Genomic DNA, 20,292 nt, shown 5'->3' with positions numbered 1-20,292 from the left:
CCACCCCGGTGGCGTTCTGGGGGCCTGTGGGGCAGTGGGGGGCACCGGGAATGCCGGAGGGCCCGCAGCGGTGATGCTGCGGGCCCTCCGGCGTTTGTCGTACCGCTCAGGCCTCGTCCCGGCGGAGCGACGGCTTGAGCTCCTTCAGCCGGGCCAGCAGACCGTTGACGAAGGACGGCGAGTCGTCCGTGGAGAACTCCTTCGCCAGCTGCACCATCTCGTCGATGACGACGGCGTCCGGGGTCTCGTCGACCCAGATCAGCTCGTAGGCGCCGAGCCGCAGGATGTTGCGGTCGACCACGGGCATCCGGTCCAGCGTCCAGCCGACGGAGTACTGTGCGATCAGCTCGTCGATCCGCTTCACGTGGTCCGCGTAGCCCTCGACCAGCTGCATCGTGTACTCGCTCACCGGCGGCTGCCGGGTGTCGGTCCGGGAGTGCCGGACCCAGTCCGCGAGGACCGTGAGGACGTCGGCTCCGCGCTGGTCGCCCTCGAAGAGGATCTGGAAGGCGCGCTTGCGGGCCGTGTTGCGGGCAGCCACGGTTAGCTGTTCACCCGGCCGAGGTAGTCGCTGCTGCGGGTGTCGACCTTGATCTTCTCACCGGTGGTGATGAAGAGCGGGACCTGGATCTGGTGACCGGTCTCCAGGGTGGCGGGCTTGGTGCCACCGGTGGAGCGGTCGCCCTGGAGGCCCGGCTCGGTCTCGGCGACGGTCAGCTCGACGGCGGCCGGCAGCTCGACGAAGAGCACCTCGCCCTCGTGCCGGGCGACGGTGGCCTCGAAGCCCTCGACCAGGAAGTTCGCGGCGTCACCGACGGTCTTGCGGTCGATGTGCAGCTGGTCGTAGGTCTCCATGTCCATGAAGACGAAGTAGTCGCCGTCCATGTACGAGAACTGCATGTCGCTCTTGTCGACAGTGGCCGTCTCGACCTTGACGCCGGCGTTGAAGGTCTTGTCGACCACCTTGCCGGACAGCACGTTCTTGAGCTTGGTGCGCACGAATGCCGGGCCCTTGCCGGGCTTGACGTGCTGGAACTCGACGACGGACCAGAGCTGGCCGCCTTCGAGCTTGAGCACCAGGCCGTTCTTGAGGTCGTTCGTGGAAGCCACGGTTGCGGAATCTCCTGGACTGACGTTACGACCCCGGGGTCACGCGCCTCCTACAGCGCGAGCAGCTCCTTGGTCGTGATGGTGAGTAGCTCGGGTCCGCCGTCCGCCTCGGGGCGTACGACGAGCGTGTCATCGATCCGGACACCGCCCCGGCCCGGGAGGTGGACCCCCGGTTCGACGGTGACCGGCACGCAGGCGTCCAGTTTACCCATGGCCGCGGGAGTCAACTGCGGGTCCTCGTCGATTTCGAGTCCGACCCCGTGCCCCGTCAGCGCCGGGAGGCCCTGTGCGTACCCCGCGGAGTCCAGCACCTGGCGGGCGGCGCGGTCGACGTCACGGTAGGCGGCGCCGGGTGCCAGGGACTCGCGTCCGGCGCGCTGGGCTGCGAAGACGAGGTCGTACAGCTCGATCTGCCAGTCGGCGGGTGACGTACCGATCACGAAGGTGCGGCCGATCTCGCAACGGTAGCCGCGGTAGGTGGCGCCGAGACAGACGGAGAGGAAGTCGCCCTCCTCGACCCGCCGGTCCGTGGGGCGGTGGCCGGGTCGGCCGGAGTTCGGGCCGGTGGCGACCGACGTGGGGAAGGCGGGACCGTCGGCGCCGTGGTCGACGAGCCGTCGCTCGAGTTCGAGGGCGAGGTGACGCTCGGTGCGGCCCACGAGGATGGATTCCAGCAGCTCACCGAGGGCCTGGTCGGCGATCTCGGCGCCGACGCGGAGGCAGGAGATCTCCTCCTCGTCCTTGACGACGCGGAGTTGTTCGACCGCGCCGGCGAGGTCGGCGAGGCGGAGCCGGGGAGCGACCGAGCGGAGGGCGCGGTGGCGGGCCACCGTGAGGTGGTGTTCCTCGACCGCGAGGGAGTCTCCGCCCTCGGCGGTGAGGATGTCCGCGGCTGCGACGGCGGGGTCGCCGCCGGCGTGCGGCAGGGTGTGCGCCCTGAGCCGTTCGTCGGGGCGGGCTTCGCCGGGGCGCTCGTCGGGCGGGCCCGGGCAGACGAGGAGGTCCTCGCGTCTGCCGAGGAGCAGCACGGCGCCCTTCGGGGCGGCGCCCGCGAGGTACCTCACATTGGCCGGGCTGGAGATGAGCGCGGCTGTGCTGCCGACGGCGTTGCAGCGGTCCCTCAGTCGCGTGCGGCGCGACGCGTACACCTCTGACATGAGTCGAGCGTATGAGGGGTGGGGGGATTGTGCCGGTTGGGAGGGGCCGAGTGGGGGTGCGGTGCGTTCTTCGGGTGGGTGCGTTCTTCGGGTGCGGGCCGGTGGGGGCTTGTCGCGCAGTTCCCCGCGCCCCTAAAAACCTGCAGTCCCCCCTGATCACCACTTCGGCGGGCTGGCGATCGCTCTCGACAGGACGTCGTCCAGGACCTTTGCCGTGGACGGGACGTCGAGTTGGGAGTTGTCGATGATCGGGAGGCCGGAGCCGTACCAGCCGGCCATGCGGCCGTGGATGCGGGCGACCTCCTCGTCGGTGAGGCGGCGGTTGCCGGAGCGCTGGGCGTTGCGTTCCAGGACGACCTCCAGGCCGGGGAGGAGGACGACGGGGAGCAGGCCGGGGCCGACGTGGCGCTTCCAGCCGCCGAGGCCGACGACCGGGCGGTCGGGGAAGATCGCGTCGTCGAGGATGCAGGAGATCCCGTTGGCCAGGAAGTTGCGGGCGGCGAAGCCGCAGGTGCGGCGGGCCAGGCGGTACTGGGCCTCCGAGTGGTCGTTCCAGCCGCGCTGCGGGTCGGCGAAGCCCGAGCGGACCCATTCGCGGACGTCGTCGAGGCTGATGTGGGCGGTGGGGACCCGGCGGTGGTCGGCCCAGAACTTGGCGACGCTGGTCTTGCCGGCGCCCGCGGGGCCGATGAGGAGCACGGCGACGGTGGTGGTCGCGAGGTCCGGCCCGGGCGAAGCGGTGGGCATCGCCACGGGGCCGCCGGGTGGCAGCGGGACATGGCCGGTGACATCGGTGCCGTGCGGGACGGGGGCGTGCTGCGGGGCCGGGGGCGGCGGCACGGGCGGGACCGGGGGCCGGGGCGCGGGCGGGACGGGCCCGGAGGGCGGCGGAGCGCCAAGGTAGCCCGGCTGGTGCGGGGGGCTGCCCGGCTGGTGCGGGCCCGGGTGTTGTGCGGCCGGCGACCAGCCGGCGGCCGGACCGTGCCCCGGCTGGTGGGGCGGCGGCAGCGGAGAACCCACTGCGTGCTGCATCCGGTGCCACTCCGTCTCGTACAGGCAATGGGCGCTGGTTGTGGGAGCGTGTGCCCCCGTTTTCGATTCTGAACGGTACCGCCCCCGGCCGTCGTTTGGTGAACGGCCGGGGGCGGTCCGAAGTGCCCGTGTGGAAAGCGAATCGGGCGGAAGGGATCCCGGGGGACTTACTGGCCCACTTCCCCGTACGCGGCGAGCAGGACCGCCGGGTCGGGGCCCTCCAGGACGGTCGGCTTGGCCAGCCCGTCGAGGACGATGAAGCGCAGCAGGTCGCCCCGCGACTTCTTGTCGACCCTCATGGTCTCCAGCAGCTTGGGCCACTGGTCGTGGCGGTAGTGCAACGGCAGCCCGACCGCTTCCAGGATGGTGCGGTGGCGGTCCGCCGTCGCGTCGTCCAGGCGGCCCGCGAGGCGGCCCAGTTCGGCGGCGAAGTGCATGCCGACGGAGACGGCCGCGCCGTGGCGCCACTTGTAGCGCTCGTTCTTCTCGATGGCGTGCGCGAGGGTGTGGCCGTAGTTGAGGATCTCGCGCAGGCCCGACTCCTTGAGGTCGGAGGACACCACGTCCGCCTTGACCCTGATGGAGCGTTCGATCAGCTCGGCCGTGTGCGGGCCCGCCGGGGTGCGGGCGGCCTCGGGGTCGGACTCGATGAGGTCGAGGATCGCCGGGTCGGCGATGAAGCCGGCCTTGATGATCTCCGCGAGCCCCGAGACGTAGTCGTTGACCGGGAGGGAGTCCAGCGCGGCCAGGTCGCACAGGACCCCGGCCGGCGGGTGGAAGGCGCCGACGAGGTTCTTGCCCTCGGCGGTGTTGATGCCGGTCTTGCCGCCGACGGCCGCGTCCACCATGGCGAGCACGGTCGTCGGTACGGCGATCCAGCACACCCCGCGCAGCCAGGTGGCGGCCACGAACCCGGCGAGGTCGGTGGTCGCGCCGCCGCCGACGCCCACGACCACGTCGGTGCGGGTGAAGCCGGACTGGCCGAGCGCCTTCCAGCAGTACGCGGCGACCTCGGCGGTCTTGGCCTCCTCCGCGTTGGGCACCTGGATGGCGACGGCCTCGTAGCCCTGTCCGGCCAGGTCGGCGCGGAGCGCGTCACCGGTCTCGGCGAGGGCCTCCGGGTGGATCACGGCGACACGCTTGGCCTTGGCGCCGATCAGTCCGCCGAGCTCGCCGAGGAGCTGACGGCCCACCAGGACCTCGTACGGCTCGGAGCCCGCGCTGCCGCCGACCCGGATCCTTGTCACCTGGCTCACCCTAACGTCCTTCGGCCGGGGGTCCGGGGGTTGTCCCCCGGGGGATGCAGTCAACTCCAGTGCGTCCAGGGCGGCTTGGGTGACCTCTTCGGGCGTACGGCCGTCCGTCGCCACCACGGCGGTGGCGACCTCCTCGTACAGCCCGCGGCGGGCCTCCATCAGCTCGCGCCACTGCTTGCGCGGGTTGACGGCGAGCAGGGGGCGGGCCGCGTTGAGGCCGGTGCGCTTGACGGCCTCCTCGACGTCCATCGACAGATAGACCACCCGCTGGTCCGCCAGCAGGGCGCGGCTGTCCGCGTCGAGGATCGAGCCGCCGCCGAGCGCCAGGACACCCTCGTGCTCGGTGAGCGCGCGGCGCACGGCCAGCTTCTCGATCGCGCGGAACGTCTCCTCGCCCTCGTCGACGAAGATCTCCGCGATGCTGCGGCCCTGCTCGGTGACGATGTCGTCGTCGGTGTCCCGGTAGCCGACGCCGAGCCGTTCGGCGAGCAGCTGCCCGACGGTGGACTTGCCGACGCCCATGGGGCCGACCAGGACGACCAGGGGCCCGCTCATCGGATGTGGAGGTTGTCGAGGTACGACCGGACGTTGCGGCGGGTCTCGGTGACGCTGTCGCCGCCGAACTTCTCCGCGACCGCGTCCGCCAGGACGAGGGCCACCATGGCCTCGGCGACGATGCCGGCCGCGGGGACCGCGCACACGTCGGAGCGCTGGTGGTGGGCCTGCGTGGCCTCGCCGGTGGAGACGTCCACAGTCCGCAGGGCCCGCGGCACGGTCGCGATCGGCTTCATCGCGGCGCGCACGCGCAGCAGCTCACCGGTGGTCAGACCGCCCTCGGTGCCGCCGGAGCGGCCGGAGGAGCGCCGGATGCCCTCGGGGGTGGTGAGGATCTCGTCGTGGGCCTTGGAGCCGGGCACGCGCGCGAGGTCGAAGCCGTCACCGACCTCGACGCCCTTGATGGCCTGGATGCCCATGAGGGCGGCGGCGAGCCGGGCGTCGAGACGACGGTCCCAGTGCACGTGCGAGCCGAGGCCGACGGGGACGTCGTACGCCAGGACCTCGACCACGCCGCCGAGGGTGTCGCCGTCCTTGTGGGCCTGGTCGATCTCCGCGACCATTGCCTTCGAGGCGTCGGCGTCCAGGCAGCGCACCGGGTCGGCGTCCAGCTTCTCGACGTCGGCGGGGGTGGGGTACACGCCGTAGGGCGCCTTGGCGGCCGCCAGTTCGACGACGTGCGAGACGATCTCGATGCCGGCCGTCTCCTTGAGGTACGAGCGGGCGACCGCACCGAGGGCCACCCGGGCGGCCGTCTCGCGGGCGGAGGCGCGCTCCAGGATCGGGCGGGCCTCGTCGAAGCCGTACTTCTGCATACCGGCCAGGTCGGCGTGGCCGGGGCGGGGCCGGGTCAGCGGGGCGTTGCGGGCGAGGCCGGCGAGGATCTCCGGGTCGACCGGGTCGGCCGCCATGACCTGCTCCCACTTGGGCCACTCGGTGTTGCCCACCATGACCGCGACCGGGGAGCCGAGGGTCAGGCCGTGCCGCACGCCGCCGAGGAAGGTGACCTCGTCGCGCTCGAACTTCATCCGCGCGCCGCGACCGTAGCCGAGCCGCCGCCGCGCGAGATGGTCGGCCACCATCTCCGTGGTGATCGGCACGCCGGCGGGAAGGCCCTCCAGCGTCGCGACAAGTGCGGGACCGTGGGACTCCCCCGCGGTCAGCCAACGCAGCCTGCTCAACGATGCTCCTCAGTGCTCGCGCCCTGGTACTGCCCTACGCGCGTCCTCGCGTACGTCCTCGGCCCGGCCGGGTGCGCGGCCTCCGGCCAGCCACCTCGATCCTCCCACGTCCAGGGGCCGGACCGGTGCCGCGGTCCATTGGACGGACGGGACGGCGGGCTCACCGCGCCTTGCCGCGCCCGACCCGTGGGCCGGTGCCCCCGGTGCGGCCAGTCCGGCAGCACATGGACCAGGGCGCGCAGGGCGGCGCCCTTGCCGTTCGCGAGAGTCACCGCTCCCCGGGAGCCCGCCGGGAGGCGAGCGCGTGTTCGCCCGCCTTGCGCATGGCCTCCACCGGGGCCGGGCTGATGCCGGTCATCTGTTCCACCTGGAGTACGGCCTGGTGGACGAGCAGGTCGAGTCCGCTGACGACGGCACCGCCGAACATGGACCAGCGGGCGGCCAGCCCGGTCGGCCAGGGCTCGTAGAGCACGTCGAAGAGGGTGGCGGGGTGCTCCGGCACCGAGGCGGCCAGGGCGTCCGTCGCCCCGGCGGGGGTGGTCGCGACGACCAGCGGGAAAGCGAGGGCGTCGGCGGCCTCGGACCAGTCCGCGATCCGGACCCCGACGTCGAGGCGCTCGCCCCACTGCCGCATCTCGGCGGCGCGGGCCTCACTGCGGACGTACGCCACGATCTCGCCGGAACAGACCCGGGACAGGGCGGCCAGCGCCGAGGACGCCGTGGCGCCCGCGCCGAGGATCGCCGCCGAGTCGACCTGCTCGACGCCGTGCTCGCGAAGGGCGGCGACCATGCCGGGGATGTCGGTGTTGTCTCCGACGCGGCGGCCGTCCTCGGTGAACACCAGCGTGTTGACCGCGTCCACGGAGGCGGCCGTCTCGCTGATCTCGTCGAGCAGCGGGATGACGGCCCGTTTCAGCGGCATGGTCAACGACAGCCCGGCCCACTCCGCGCCGAGATCCTCGACGAAGGCGGGCAGGGCGGCCTCGTCGATCTCGAAGCGGTCGTACGTCCAACCGGTGAGCTCCAGCGCCTCGTACGCGGCGCGGTGCAGCACCGGCGAGAGGGAGTGGGCGATGGGGCTGCCGAGAACGGCGGCCCGGCGGGCGTCAGTTGCCCGTGCTCTCATTGAACTTGTCCCTGAGTTTCTCGAATTCCTCGTGTGTCCTGGCGAATTCGGTATTGCTCACACCGTCCGTCGCCACGAAGTAGTACCAGCCGTCGTCGGTCGGATTCAGCGTCGCCTTGAGCGCGACTTCGCCCGGGTTTCCGATCGGACCGGGCGGCAGACCCTTGTTGGTGTACGTGTTGTACGGGTCCTTGTTGCTGTTGATCTCCGACTCGCTGATGTTGATGTTGCTCTCGCCCTTCAGGTAGTTGTAGGTCGAGTCGAACTGGAGGAAACCGTACGTCTGGGGATTCGCCCGGTCGAGGCGGTTGTAGACCACCTCCGCCATCTTGCGGTAGTCGTCGACGGTCTTGCCCTCGGCCTGGACGAGGCTCGCGACCGTGACGAGCTGCAGCGGGCTCTCGAGTTTCAGCGCCTTGGCCTTGTCCTCCAGGTCGTACGTCGCGTACTTCTTCGCGGCGTTGGTGACCATCCCCTTCAGGACCGCCTCGGGCTTCATGCCCTTGGCCGCGGGATAGGTGCCCGGGAAGAGGAAGCCCTCCAATGGGTCCTTGATATCGCTGTTGTCGTTCGCCCACTTGGGCAGCCCGAGGGTCTTCCAGTCCTTGTCGGCGATCTTCTTGGTGGTGCCGGCGGACAGGGCGAGTTTCGCATCGATGGCCTTGTAGACCTCGACATTGCGCTGACCGGGTTTGACCAGCACGTTGGCCTGGCTGTCCCCGTCGAGCATCATCTCGACGGCGGCCTTCGCGGACATCCCCTTCTTCAGAATGTACGCGCCCGCCTGGATCTTGTCCCCGTTGGGATTGTTCGTGGCCGCGGAGACGAAGGCGTCGACGCTCTTGACGACACCGGCGTCCTTCAGCAGACGGCCGATCGCCGCGCCGCCCGACCCTTCGGGCACCTGGACGCTCACGGTCTGGCTCGTACCGTTGCCCGAATAGTCCGGGGGTGCGCCGTAACGATTCTGGTAGAAGTTGTAGCCGAAATAGCCGACGCCACCGACACCGCCGACGAACACCAGTACGACAACCAGGCAGGCGCAGCCGTTGCGGCTCTTCTTCTTGCCCTTGCCCGCCTTGACGTCCTTGCCGCCGCGCCCCCTGCGGCCCCCGCGGCCGTCGGGATCGTCGTCGTCCTCGTCGTCGTCGGCGTCCCCGCCCGCGAAGAACGCGTGCTCGCCCTGGTCGGGCCCGGGGTCCCAGTCGGGTTTCTGTTCGGCCTCCACCTCGGGTTCAGGCGTCGATTCGGTGACCCGCCGGGCGGGCGGCTCCGGCGGCGGGTACGCGTCCGGGGTGCCGTAGAGGTCGGGCTGCTCGGCGCCGTACGCGGCGGGCTGCTGGCCGTACGGGTCACCGGGGTCGGCGGCGTACGGGACGTGGGCGTGGGTGCCGGTGCCGTCCCAGCCGCCTTCCTGGTAGCCCTCGTGATAACCCTGCTGCCCCTGCCCCGGTCCTTGCGGGACCTGGGGAACCTGGGGCACGTACTGCTGCTGGTACTGCTGAGGGTCGTAGGGCTGCTGCGGGTACTGCTGCTGACCGTACTGGTGCTGGTTGTACTGCTGCGCCTGTCCGTTGCCCCAGTCGCCGTATCCCGGCTGCTGCGGCTGCTGCTGCTGCGGGTAGTGGTGGTGCTGCGGCTGGCCGCCGTAGGCAGGCTGATGGCCCTGGTGGGCCTGCTGCCCGTCCCATCCGCCGTCCCCGTACAACGGGTCCTCCGGATGCCACGGTTCGGAGCCTGGGCCCCGGCCATACTCAGTCATCGATCCCCTAGAGCCGCGAGGCGGCGATCACGCGGCCTTCCCAGGTCCGTCACCGTTCCGCCTCTCTCTGTGCGGCGGCTGTTCGAACACCGCCGCATCGCGCGGAACGTTACCGTATCGCGATCAGATGACCACTTCGACGCCCTCGCCCGGTGCTTTACCTGACACTCGTTCGGATTCCAGGGCCTGCTGGAGGATGATCACAGCGGCTGCCTGGTCGATCACCGACCGGCCCTTCTTCGACTTCACCCCTGACGCGCGCAGCCCCTGACTGGCCGTCACGGTCGTCATCCGCTCGTCCACCAGGCGTACGGAGACGGGGGCGATGTCCTTCGCGAGTTCCTGTGCGAAGCCGCGAACCTTTACCGCGGCGGGGCCCTCGCCCCCCTTGAGGGAGCGAGGGAGACCGACGACGACCTCGATCGGTTCGTACTCCTCGACGAGCTGCCTCAGCCGTCGGTGAGCCGCCGGGAGGTCCCGGCCGGGGACCGTCTCCACCGGGGTGGCGAGGATCCCGTCGGGGTCGCACGAGGCGACCCCGATCCGGGCGTCCCCGACGTCGATCGCGAGTCGGCGGCCCTTGCGCATCAGCTCGCTCACTTGGCCGTGTCGGCCACGAGCCGCTCGACCGCGTCGACGGCCTCGCCGACCGCAGCCGGGTTCTGGCCGCCGCCCTGGGCGACGTCCGGCTTGCCGCCACCGCCGCCGCCGAGGGTCTTGGCGGCCGTACGGACCAGGTCACCGGCCTTCAGACCGCGCTCGCGGGCGGCCTCGTTGGTGGCGATGACCGTGAGCGGCTTGCCGTTGTTCACCGTGAACAGGGCGACCACGGCGGCCCGGCCGCCCTGGATACGGCCACGCACGTCGAGGACCAGCTTGCGCAGGTCGTCGGGGGTGGTGCCGTCCGGGACCTGGCCGGTCACCACGGCGACGCCGCGGATGTCCTTGGCGGTCTCCACCAGACCGGCGGCGGCCTGCAGGACCTTCTCGGCGCGGAACTTCTCGATCTCCTTCTCGGCGTCCTTCAGCTTGCCGAGCATGGCGGAGATCTTCTCCGGGAGCTCCTCCGGACGACCCTTGACCAACTCCTGGAGCTGGGCGACGACCGTGTGCTCACGGGCGAGGAAGTTGTAGGCGTCGACGCCGACGAGGGCCTCGATACGGCGCACACCCGAGCCGATCGACGACTCGCCGAGCAGCTTCACCAGACCCAGCTGGGCGGTGTTGTGCACGTGCGTGCCGCCGCACAGCTCCTTGGAGAAGTCGCCGATGGTCACCACGCGGACCCGCTCGCCGTACTTCTCGCCGAACTCGGCGATGGCGCCCTGCTTCTTGGCCTCGTCGATGCCCATGATGTCGGCGCGCACGTCGAGGTCACGGGCGAGCACCTCGTTGATCTTCTGCTCGACGTCGGTCATCACGGCCGTGGGAACGGCGGACGGGGAGCCGAAGTCGAAGCGGAAGCGGCCGGGCTGGTTCTCGGAACCGGCCTGGGCGGCCGTCGGGCCGAGCGCGTCGCGCAGGGCCTGGTGGGTGAGGTGGGTGGCCGAGTGGGCGCGGGCGATGGCCTTGCGGCGACGGTTGTCGATCGAGGCCTGGGCCTTCGAGCCGACGGTCACCTCGCCGACCTGGACGACACCCTTGTGGACGTACACACCCGGGACCGGCTTCTGCGTGTCACGGATCTCGATGACAGCGCCGCTGTCCACCTTGATCCGGCCGGTGTCACCGATCTGGCCGCCGCCCTCGGCGTAGAACGGGGTGCGGTCGAGGACGATCTCGACCTCGTCGCCCTCGCTGGCGGCCGGGGAGGAGACACCGTCGACCAGGATGCCGACGACGGTCGACTCGCCCTCGGTGTCGGCGTAGCCGATGAACTCGGTCTCGCCGGCCTTGTCGGCGATCTCCCGGTAGGCGCCGGCGCCGGCGTGGCCGGTCTTCTTGGCCTGGGCGTCGGCCTTGGCGCGCTCCCGCTGCTCCTTCATCAGGCGACGGAAGCCGTCCTCGTCCACGGACAGCCCCTGCTCGGCGGCCATCTCCAGGGTGAGGTCGATCGGGAAGCCCCAGGTGTCGTGGAGCAGGAACGCCTTGTCGCCGGCCAGCACGGTGGAGCCGGCGGCCTTGGTCTCGCTGACGGCGCCGTCGAGGACGTTCGTACCGGCGTTGAGGGTCTTGAGGAAGCGGGCCTCCTCGGCGAGGGCGACGTTCTCGATGCGCTCGCGGTCGGTGACCAGCTCCGGGTACTGCTGGCCCATCATGCCGATGACGGTGTCGATGAGGTCCTTGACGACCGGGCCGGTGGCGCCGAGGAGGCGCATGTTGCGGATGGCGCGGCGCATGATGCGGCGCAGGACGTAACCACGGCCCTCGTTGCCGGGGGTGACGCCGTCGCCGATGAGCATCACCGACGTACGCATGTGGTCGGTGACCACGCGCAGGGAGACGTCCGAGTCATGGGCGTCGCCGTAGGCCACGCCGGTCAGCTCGGTGGCCTTCTTGATGACGGCCATGGAGGTGTCGATCTCGTACATGTTCTGCACGCCCTGCAGAATCATGGCGAGGCGCTCCAGACCGAGGCCCGTGTCGATGTTCTTGCTCGGCAGCTCGCCGAGGATCTCGAAGTTGTCCTTGCCGATGCCCTCACCCCGCTCGTACTGCATGAAGACGAGGTTCCAGATCTCCACGTACCGCTCGTCGTTGACGGCGGGGCCGCCCTCGACGCCGAACTCGGGGCCGCGGTCGTAGTTGATCTCGGAGCAGGGGCCGCAGGGGCCGGGGACGCCCATGGACCAGTAGTTGTCCTTCATGCCGAGGCGCTGGATGCGCTCCTTCGGCACGCCGACGACCTCGTGCCAGATGCGCTCGGCCTCGTCGTCGTCCGTGTAGACGGTGATCCACAGGCGCTCGGGGTCCAGTCCGTAACCGCCCTTGTCCTGGGGGCTGGTGAGCAGCTCCCAGGCGTACTTGATGGCGCCTTCCTTGAAGTAGTCGCCGAAGGAGAAGTTGCCGCACATCTGGAAGAACGTGCCGTGCCGGGTGGTCTTGCCGACCTCTTCGATGTCCGGGGTGCGCACGCACTTCTGCACGCTGGTGGCGCGCGCCCACGGCGGCTTGACCTCGCCCAGGAAGTAGGGCTTGAAGGGGACCATGCCGGCGGGGACGAGGAGCAGAGTCGGGTCGTCCGCGATGAGCGACGCCGAAGGGACGACGGTGTGCCCGCGCTCCTCGTAGAAGCTCAGCCAGCGGCGGCGGATCTCGGCCGACTCCATCAGTGGTCCTCATTCCGGTCGTACGAGTACGTCGTCGTCTGGACGTACCTCGGGTGGGTGCTGTTCTCGATGGCGGCGAACCGCCGGGGGGCGGGAAGTTCGGGGTCCTCGTCGATGCCGAGCGCGTCCTGGAGCTCCGCCTCCCGCTGGGCCATGTTGTCGCGGACGTCGAGCGCGAAGCCGACCGCACGGTCCTTCAGCCGCGCCCCCGTCTCGAGGGCCTTGTTGGCCGCGGTCGCGGCGAGGCTCTCCGGAGTCAGCTGCCTCAGCTTGCGGTTGACCTTGGTGGTGGCCCACACACCGGCGGCGACACCGGTGGTGAACCAGAACGTTCGGCGGAACATGGCTGGCTCTCAGTCCCTCTTTCCACGGGCGCCACGCTTCTCCCGCCGGGAGACCGTGCGGCCCACGATCACGGTACGCCGGGGCTCCCTGGCGGGCACGTCCTCCCGACGGCCGCCGAGGGCCCGGCGCACGCCGTAGCCGAAGGCGGCGACCTTGACCAGGGGGCCGCCGAAGGTGGAGGCGACGGTCGTCGAGAGCGCGGAGGCGTTCGACGTGACCTCCTGGACGTCGGAGGCGATGGCGTCGACCCGGTCGATCTGGGTCTGCGCGGAGCGCACGGCCGCGGAGGCGTCGGCGAGCAGCGGGACGGCCTGGTCGGTCACGTCCGCGACCAGCTTGGTGGTCGCCCTGAGCGTCTGGGCCAGCCTCGCCAGCGCGACGGCGAGGAAGGAGACCAGGATCGCCCAGAAGACGGCCACCAGGATCCCGGCCACCTCTCCACCGGACACCGTGCACCTGCTTCCCGCTCTTCGGCGAAATCAATTGGGTTCCGAGCCTATCGCGCCGGCACCGCCGCTCCGTACCGGATTAGGAGTGTGCGAAGGCCCGCCGTCCCGCCCGCCCCGAGGGGCAGGGAGACGACGGGCCTGGGCGCAGAAGGCCTACGACCGCCGAAGGATCAACGGGCGTAGTACTCGACGACGAGCTGCTCGTCGCAGATCACCGGGATCTCCTTGCGGTTCGGCTCGCGGTCCAGGCGGAACGCCAGGGCCTTGAGGTTCACCTGGAGGTAGCGCGGGGTCTCGCCGTCGGGGGCGAAGCCGCCCTCACGGGCGATGGAGAAGAGGGTCTTCTCGCGGCTGCGCTCGCGGACCATCACGACGTCGTCGGGACGGACACGGAACGACGGCTTGTCGGTCTTCTGGCCGTTGACCTCGATGTGGCCGTGCACGACCATCTGACGGGCCTGGTAGATGGTGCGGGCGATGCCCGAACGCAGCACCAGGGCGTCGAGACGGCGCTCGAGCTCGATGATCAGGGCCTCACCGGTCTTGCCCTGCACCTTGGAGGCACGCTCGTAGGCGCGGACCAGCTGGCGCTCGGAGATGTCGTACTGCGCGCGCAGACGCTGCTTCTCCAGCAGACGGACCTTGTAGTCCGAGTTCTGCTTGCGGCCACGGCCGTGCTCGCCCGGCGGGTAGGGGCGGGCCTCGAAGTACTTGACGGCCTTCGGGGTCAGCGCGATGCCGAGGGCACGCGACTTCTTGACCTTGGGGCGGGACTGGTTCGCCACTTGTCTCTCATTTCCTGGTTTTCGGCTTGTCAGAGTTAAGGGAGGTCGCATCCGCAGCCGGGGAATCCCGTCGGGTCCGCGAGGGACCCGCTGGGCAGCCGCTCCCCTGGTCTGGGCACATACGTGCAGCACGCGAGTGGCCCATCGACCGGTCCCGTCGTGCGACGGGTGGTGATGGGCTGCCCGCGACACCGTTCGACGGTGCGCGACGCTCCTGGAGCCGGTCCGGGGACCGGGGCTCCGGCTGACTGTCCCGTTCTGACAGCGCGGGACGCAGCACTCCAAGTGAGTTTACAGGGTGCTCAGGACCGCTTTCGACCGAGGTGCTTCCTGGTCCACTCCACGGCGTCCGCGTACCGGGCCTCCGCGCCGTGCCGGGTGGGGGTGTAGTACTCCCGGTCCTTGATCGCGTCCGGTGCGTACTGCTGGGCGGCGATGCCCTCCGCCAGGTCGTGCGGATACACGTACCCCTGGGCGTGGCCGAGCTTGGCGGCGCCCTTGTAGTGCCCGTCGCGCAGGTGCGGAGGCACGGGTCCGGCCAGTCCCTTGCGTACGTCGTCCAGGGCGGCGCCGATCGCGGTGGTCGCGGAGTTGGACTTGGGGGCCAGGGCGAGGGCGATGGTGGCGTGGCTGAGGGTGAGGGCGGCCTCGGGGAAGCCGATCAGGGCGACGGCCTGGGCGGCGGCGACGGCTATGGGCAGCGCGGTCGGGTCGGCGAGGCCGATGTCCTCGCTGGCGGAGATCATCAGCCGGCGGGCGATGAAGCGGGGGTCCTCGCCCGCCTCGATCATGCGGGCCAGATAGTGCAGGGCGGCGTCGACGTCGGAGCCGCGGATGGACTTGATGAGGGCGCTGGCGACGTCGTAGTGCTGATCGCCGTCGCGGTCGTACTTCACCGCCGCGCGGTCGACCGTCTGCTCCAGGGTCGCCAGGCTGATCTCGCTCTCGTCCTGGTCGAGGGCGGCCCCGGCGGCGGCCTCCAGGGCGGTCAGGGCGCGGCGGGCGTCACCGCCGGCGATGCGCAGGAGGTGGGCCTCGGTGTCCTCGGGGAGGGTGACGGCGCCCCTGAGGCCGCGCTCGTCGGTGAGGGCCCTGCTGAGCAGACCGCGCAGGTCGTCGTCGGTGAGGGGGTCGAGGGTGAGCAGGAGGGAGCGGGACAGAAGCGGGGAGATCACCGAGAAGTACGGGTTCTCGGTGGTCGCCGCGATCAGGGTCACCCAGCGGTTCTCGACGGCCGGCAGGAGGGAGTCCTGCTGGGCCTTGCTGAAGCGGTGGATCTCGTCGAGGAAGAGGACGGTCTCCTTGCCGTACCCCCCGGTGGCGCGGCGGGCGCCGTCGATGACCGCGCGGACCTCCTTGACGCCGGCGGTGATCGCGGAGAGCTCCACGAACCGCTTGTTCGTCGCCTTGGACACGACGTACGCCAGGGTCGTCTTACCGGTGCCGGGCGGGCCCCAGAGGATCACCGAGGAGGGCCCGGCCGGGCCCTTGGCGCCCTCGCCGACCAGGCGGCGCAGCGGGGAGCCCGGCTTCAGCAGGTGCTGCTGGCCCACGACCTCGTCGAGGGTGCGCGGGCGCATCCGGACCGCCAGGGGACTCCCGGCGGGGTCCTTCTCCTGGCGTTCTTCTGCGGCGGCGGTGAACAGGTCGGGCTCCACGATGAAACCCTAAATCACCGCACTGACAACGCGGCGCGGACCGTCGGCCGGACCGTCAGCTGGTCCAGAACTCCCACCAGCGGGTCAGGATCAGCATGCCGATGATGCCGATGTGCAGCACGGGCACGATCCAGGTGAACTCGCCGAAGAAGCTCTTCAGCCAGCTCGGCGCGGGCAGGATGGCGTTGCGGATGTTGAAGGAGGTCACGTACCAGAACATGATGATCGTGGCGACCCAGGCGAGCGAGCACCACAGGCACAGCGCGTTGATCCGGTACAGGGACTGGAACTGCAGCCAGGTGCAGAAGGCGACGCCGAAGAGCGTGCCGAAGTTGAAGGTGAGCCAGTACCAGCGCGGGAAGCGGGCGCCGGTCAGCAGGCTCATGCCGACGCAGATGACGATGCCGTAGCAGACCAGGCCGAGCATCGGGTTGGGGAAGCCGAAGGCGGCGGCCTGCTTGGACTCCATCACGCTGCCGCAGGAGACCACCGGGTTCAGGCTGCAGCCGGGCGTGAAGGTCGTGCCCGCGACCTTGGCCTCGAGCAGCTTGAACTTGTCGACCGTGATGACCCACGCGGCGAGCAGCCCGGCCGCGCCGGTGATCAGCAGCAGGATCGCGAAAGCACGGCTCCCGCCCACCGTCCGGGGCGCCGTCGCGGAGTCACGCCCCGGCTCGGACTCCGTGGAGACGTCTTTGACTGTCGTCTTGCTCATCACGCCGATTCCGTCGTTTGAGAGTTGGACCATCTTCGGGCAGGGGCCATTGTGCCGCACCGGCCCGGCTGTCCACCGTTCGGTGGACATAAGGAGGCCCGCACGGTCGTCCCCGAAGGAGCGGTTCCGGCCGAGTCTCGAAGGCATGACAGCACACGCGAACGAACTCGCGGTGGACGTACGGGGGCTGCGCAAGCAGTACGGGGACGTGACCGCGGTGGACGGAATCGATCTGGGAATCCGCGCGGGCGAGGTCTTCGGGCTGCTCGGACCGAACGGCGCGGGCAAGAGCACCACGGTGGAGATCCTTCAGGGACACCGCCGACGGGACGCGGGCGAGGTCAGGGTGCTGGGGGCGGACCCGGCGACGGGCACGCGCGCGTGGCGCTCACGTGTCGGAATCGTCTGGCAGGACGAATCCGCGCCCGCCGAGTTGACGGTCCGCGAGACGGTACGGCATTTCGCGCGCTACTACCCGAGGCCGCGCGACCCGGAGCAGGTGATCGCCCTGGTGGGCCTGGAGGCGAAGGCGGACAGCCGGACGAAGACCCTCTCCGGCGGCCAGCGCCGACGGCTCGACGTGGCGCTCGGTGTGATCGGCGGCCCCGACCTGCTGCTCCTCGACGAGCCGACGACCGGTTTCGACCCGGCGGCCCGCCGCCGGTTCTGGGACCTGATCCGCGCCCTGGCCGACGAGGGCACGACCATCCTGCTGACCACGCACTATCTGGAGGAGGCGGAGGCGCTCGCCGACCGGCTGGCGGTCGTCGCCGGGGGCCGGGTCGTCGCCGAGGGCGAACCGGCCGCCCTGCGGGAGCGGTACGGCAGCGGCGCGACGGTCGCCTGGACGGAGTCCGACGGGACCGCGCGGAGCACGCACACGGACACCCCGACCCGTACCGTCGCCGAGCTGACGCACCGCTTCGACGGCGAGATCCCGGGGCTGACGGTGGCCCGTCCCACGCTGGAGGACGTGTATCTGAACCTGACCGGACAGGGGGACCCCCGATGACCACGACCGTCGCGGCACCGCCGACGCAAGCCGCACCCCCCCGTCTGCCCCGCGCCTGGACGCTGGGCCTGCACCGGGGCGCCCTCGAACTGAAGCAGTTCTTCCGCCAGCGCGAACAGGTCGTCTTCACCTTCGCCTTCCCGGTGGTGTTCCTGTTCCTGTTCGCCTCGATCTTCAAGGACGACGTCAGCGGGGCGGGCATCACGGCCTCGCAGCTGTACGTCCCGGCGATGATGGCCGCCGGCATCATGTCGACCAGCTTCCAGTCCCTGGGCATCTCGATCGCGATCGAGCGGGACGAGAAGGTGCTGCGCCGACTGCGCGGCACACCGATGCCGCCGGCCGCGTACTTCCTGGGCAAGATCTGGCTGGTTCTGGTCACCGGGGCGCTGGAGACGGCCGTACTGCTGCTGGTCGGTACGACGCTGTACGACGTGGATCTGCCGTCGTCGGCGGCCCGCTGGTTCGACTTCGCGTGGATCTTCGTCCTCGGGCTCACCGCGTGCGCGCTGCTCGGCATCGCGATCAGCTCGGTCCCGAAGTCGGGCAAGAGCGCCACGTCCGTGGTCGTCCTGCCCTTCCTGGTCCTGCAGTTCATCTCCGGTGTGTACATCGCCATCGACACCATCCCGGACTGGATGCTGACGGTCGGCGCGCTGTTCCCGCTGAAGTGGATGTGCCAGGGCCTGCGCGGGGTGTTCCTGCCGGAGTCGGCGCAGGTCCTGGAACAGGCGGGCGGTTGGGAGTTCGGACGCGTGGCCCTGGTCCTCGGGGCGTGGTGCGTCGGAGGATTGGTGCTGTGTCTGCTGACCTTCCGGTGGAAGAACCGGCGCGACGGATGAGCGGCCCCTCCGAGGCCGGCACCCACATCTGGGACAGTTCCTTCCGCATCTGGGACGTGTACTTCGCGCTGGTCTGGGTGGCCACCCTGGTGACCGTGCTCGGCACGGAACACCCGGGGTGGCCGGTCCGCGTCGTGGCGGCCGCGCTGCTCGTGCCGCTCGTGCCGTGGTACGTCGTCGTGGGCCGGCCCCTGCTGGTGAGCGAACCGGCGGCGGACGAACGCAGGTCCCTGGTCTATCTCGTGGGCGGGATGGCCCTGTTCCTGCCGTCGGCAGTGCTGGTGGGCGAGACCCGGCTGATGACGTTCGCACTGGTTCCGCAGTGCTTCATGACCCTGAAGCTGCGGCCGGCCCTGGTCGCGGTGACGGTGATCAACATCGCACCGGTGGTGGGCTGGGCGCTGCTGTGGTGGCCGGGTGACCAAGAGGTGTTCTTCAACGGCCTGTTCGCCCTGGTCAGCCTCGTCTTCTCCGCGGCCATCGGCAGCTGGATCATCCGGATCATCGAACAGAGCGTGGAACGCGCCGAGCTGATCGCCGAGTTGGACGCCAGCCGCACCGAGGTGGCACGTCTCTCGGCGGCACATGGCGCGATCGCAGAACGGGAACGCATGGCTCGCGAGATCCACGACACTCTCGCGCAGGGCTTCACCAGCCTGCTGATGCTCACACAGGCGGTGGAGGCGGAACTGGAGACGGACGTGGCGCGGGCCCGGGCGCATCTGCGGTTGATGGACGAGACCGCCCGGCAGAACCTGGCCGAGGCCCGGGCCCTGGTCGCGGGCGGCACCCCCGCCGATCTGGCCGGGACCTCCCTTCCGGACGCGCTCGGCCGGCTGGCCGCGCGGCACTCGGCGGACCTGGACGTCACGGGCCCGGTGCGGGCGCTGCCCGCGGGGCCGGAGGTGGTGGCGCTGCGCTCCTGCCAGGAGGCACTGACCAACGCCCGCAGGCACGCCGGGAGTTCGGCCCGGGTGGCGATCTCCCTGGGGTACGACGACAGCGGTCTGACGGTGTCGGTACGGGACGACGGCCGGGGCTTCGATCCGGCTGTCGCCTCGGACGGTTATGGTCTGGCGGGACTGCGGGCGCGGGCCGCGGAGGTGGGCGGGACGACGCTGGTGCGCAGTGCGCCCGGCGAGGGGACGACGGTCACGGTCCGGCTGCCCGTGCCGGCCGAGGTGAGGAGTGAGAGCCCGTGATCCGGATCATCCTGGCCGACGACCATCCCGTCGTACGCGAGGGGCTGCGGGCGATGCTGAGCGCCGAGCCGGATCTGGAGGTCGTCGCCGACGCGGAGAGCGGGCCCCGGGCGGAGGCCCTGGCCGCCGAACTCCGCCCCGACATCGTGCTGATGGACCTGCGGATGCCGGGCGGCGGGGGTGTGGAGTCGATCGTACGGATGACGGAGGCCGGGCTGCCGTGCCGGGTGATCGTCCTGACGACGTACGAGACCGACCGGGACATCCTGCGAGCCGTGGAGGCGGGCGCGGCGGGCTACCTCCTGAAGGACCTCCCCCGGGGCCAGTTGGCCGAGGCGGTACGACGGGCGGCAGACGGCGAGACGGTCCTCGCCCCCTCGGTCGCGGCCCGCCTGGTCGACCAGCTCCGCACCAGGCCGGAACGCCCGCGCCTGTCGGCCCGCGAGACGGCGGTACTGCGCCTGGTGTCGGAGGGCTGCACCAACGCGGAGATCGGCAGGCGCCTGTTCATCGGGGAGTCGACGGTGAAGACCCATCTCCTGCGGGTCTTCGGCAAGCTGGGCGTCGACGACCGCACGGCAGCCGTCACCAGCGCCATGCGCCACGGACTCCTCGACCCATAACCCCCTCACCACCTCCCACACCGAACAGACACCCGAGACCGGCAGGCGCCCCGCGCGGCAGCAGCCGCAAATCGACACAGCATCAGGGAGTCGACGGTGAAGACCCATCTCCCGCAGGCCTTCGGCAAGCTGGGCGTCGACGACCGCACGGCAGCCGTCACCAGCGCCATGCGCCACGGACTCCTCGACCCATAACCCCCTCACCACCTCCCA

General features: G+C 70.6%; 19 protein-coding genes and 2 pseudogenes. 5 read left to right on the top strand and 16 right to left on the bottom strand.

What is annotated here, in order from left to right; genetic code table 11:
* Positions 1–106: 106 nt before the first annotated feature.
* The 16 genes and pseudogenes from nusB to ACLZN2_RS08210 form a co-directional block, all read right to left on the bottom strand.
* Positions 107–541 (bottom strand): transcription antitermination factor NusB, encoded by a 435-nt coding sequence (nusB, locus tag ACLZN2_RS08285; protein ID WP_416977715.1) that lies wholly within the window; start codon positions 539–541, stop codon positions 107–109.
* 2 nt (positions 542–543) lie between these two features.
* Positions 544–1,110, bottom strand: coding sequence for an elongation factor P (gene efp / locus ACLZN2_RS08280; protein ID WP_416977714.1), 567 nt, complete (start codon positions 1,108–1,110; stop codon positions 544–546).
* A 50-nt stretch (positions 1,111–1,160) separates the two neighbouring features.
* The gene (locus ACLZN2_RS08275; protein ID WP_416977713.1) at positions 1,161–2,267 is read right to left on the bottom strand and encodes an aminopeptidase P family protein; all 1,107 of its coding nucleotides are present in this window, start codon (positions 2,265–2,267) and stop codon (positions 1,161–1,163) included.
* Between the two features lie 156 nt (positions 2,268–2,423).
* Positions 2,424–3,299: a Pro-rich N-terminal domain-containing protein gene (locus ACLZN2_RS08270; protein ID WP_416977712.1), complete on the bottom strand. Its 876-nt coding sequence runs from the start codon at positions 3,297–3,299 to the stop codon at positions 2,424–2,426.
* A 167-nt stretch (positions 3,300–3,466) separates the two neighbouring features.
* Positions 3,467–4,555, bottom strand: a complete 1,089-nt coding sequence (aroB, locus tag ACLZN2_RS08265; protein ID WP_416977808.1) for a 3-dehydroquinate synthase — start codon at positions 4,553–4,555, stop codon at positions 3,467–3,469.
* A gap of 117 nt (positions 4,556–4,672) precedes the next feature.
* A pseudogene (locus ACLZN2_RS08260) lies at positions 4,673–5,077 on the bottom strand (shikimate kinase); the annotation flags it as partial.
* A 29-nt stretch (positions 5,078–5,106) separates the two neighbouring features.
* Positions 5,107–6,291, bottom strand: a complete 1,185-nt coding sequence (gene aroC, locus ACLZN2_RS08255) for a chorismate synthase (RefSeq protein ID WP_416977711.1) — start codon at positions 6,289–6,291, stop codon at positions 5,107–5,109.
* 268 nt (positions 6,292–6,559) lie between these two features.
* Complete coding sequence (locus ACLZN2_RS08250) at positions 6,560–7,417, bottom strand: shikimate dehydrogenase (RefSeq protein WP_416977710.1); 858 nt, start codon at positions 7,415–7,417, stop codon at positions 6,560–6,562.
* Complete coding sequence (mltG, locus tag ACLZN2_RS08245; protein WP_416977709.1) at positions 7,398–9,179, bottom strand: endolytic transglycosylase MltG; 1,782 nt, start codon at positions 9,177–9,179, stop codon at positions 7,398–7,400. Before mltG ends, ACLZN2_RS08250 begins: the two co-directional genes overlap by 20 nt.
* 123 nt (positions 9,180–9,302) lie before the next feature.
* Positions 9,303–9,767: a Holliday junction resolvase RuvX gene (gene ruvX, locus ACLZN2_RS08240; RefSeq protein ID WP_416977807.1), complete on the bottom strand. Its 465-nt coding sequence runs from the start codon at positions 9,765–9,767 to the stop codon at positions 9,303–9,305.
* Positions 9,768–9,775: 8 nt separating this feature from the next.
* Positions 9,776–12,448 carry an alanine--tRNA ligase gene (gene alaS / locus ACLZN2_RS08235; RefSeq protein ID WP_416977708.1) on the bottom strand — a complete coding sequence of 891 codons (2,673 nt, stop codon included), beginning with the start codon at positions 12,446–12,448 and terminating at the stop codon, positions 9,776–9,778.
* Entirely contained in the window at positions 12,448–12,792 is a 345-nt protein-coding gene (locus ACLZN2_RS08230; RefSeq protein WP_133913331.1) for a hypothetical protein, read from the bottom strand. The genes alaS and ACLZN2_RS08230 overlap by 1 nt, the downstream gene beginning before the upstream one ends.
* Before the next feature lie 9 nt (positions 12,793–12,801).
* The gene (locus ACLZN2_RS08225; protein ID WP_067250056.1) at positions 12,802–13,242 is read right to left on the bottom strand and encodes a DUF948 domain-containing protein; all 441 of its coding nucleotides are present in this window, start codon (positions 13,240–13,242) and stop codon (positions 12,802–12,804) included.
* A gap of 170 nt (positions 13,243–13,412) precedes the next feature.
* Complete coding sequence (gene rpsD, locus ACLZN2_RS08220) at positions 13,413–14,027, bottom strand: 30S ribosomal protein S4 (RefSeq protein ID WP_133913333.1); 615 nt, start codon at positions 14,025–14,027, stop codon at positions 13,413–13,415.
* Between the two features lie 302 nt (positions 14,028–14,329).
* Positions 14,330–15,685: a replication-associated recombination protein A gene (locus tag ACLZN2_RS08215; RefSeq protein ID WP_416977707.1), complete on the bottom strand. Its 1,356-nt coding sequence runs from the start codon at positions 15,683–15,685 to the stop codon at positions 14,330–14,332.
* A 55-nt stretch (positions 15,686–15,740) separates the two neighbouring features.
* Positions 15,741–16,400, bottom strand: coding sequence for a vitamin K epoxide reductase family protein (locus ACLZN2_RS08210; protein WP_416977706.1), 660 nt, complete (start codon positions 16,398–16,400; stop codon positions 15,741–15,743).
* A gap of 145 nt (positions 16,401–16,545) precedes the next feature.
* On the opposite strand from ACLZN2_RS08210, the gene ACLZN2_RS08205 reads away from it, so the two are divergent.
* From ACLZN2_RS08205 to ACLZN2_RS08185, 5 genes and pseudogenes are all read left to right on the top strand, one after another.
* Positions 16,546–17,412, top strand: coding sequence for an ABC transporter ATP-binding protein (locus ACLZN2_RS08205; protein ID WP_416977705.1), 867 nt, complete (start codon positions 16,546–16,548; stop codon positions 17,410–17,412).
* Entirely contained in the window at positions 17,409–18,254 is an 846-nt protein-coding gene (locus tag ACLZN2_RS08200; protein ID WP_416977704.1) for an ABC transporter permease, read from the top strand. Before ACLZN2_RS08205 ends, ACLZN2_RS08200 begins: the two co-directional genes overlap by 4 nt.
* Positions 18,251–19,456 (top strand): sensor histidine kinase, encoded by a 1,206-nt coding sequence (locus ACLZN2_RS08195; protein ID WP_416977703.1) that lies wholly within the window; start codon positions 18,251–18,253, stop codon positions 19,454–19,456. Before ACLZN2_RS08200 ends, ACLZN2_RS08195 begins: the two co-directional genes overlap by 4 nt.
* Positions 19,453–20,079: a response regulator gene (locus ACLZN2_RS08190; RefSeq protein ID WP_416977702.1), complete on the top strand. Its 627-nt coding sequence runs from the start codon at positions 19,453–19,455 to the stop codon at positions 20,077–20,079. Before ACLZN2_RS08195 ends, ACLZN2_RS08190 begins: the two co-directional genes overlap by 4 nt.
* A gap of 117 nt (positions 20,080–20,196) precedes the next feature.
* Positions 20,197–20,274 (top strand): annotated as a pseudogene (locus ACLZN2_RS08185) (DNA-binding response regulator); the annotation flags it as partial.
* Positions 20,275–20,292: the final 18 nt, after the last annotated feature.

Origin of the sequence: Streptomyces sp. T028 (genome assembly GCF_048159505.1) — a bacterium.
Taxonomy (GTDB): Bacteria; Actinomycetota; Actinomycetes; order Streptomycetales; family Streptomycetaceae; genus Streptomyces.
This window is presented reverse-complemented; position numbering and strand designations above follow the sequence as displayed.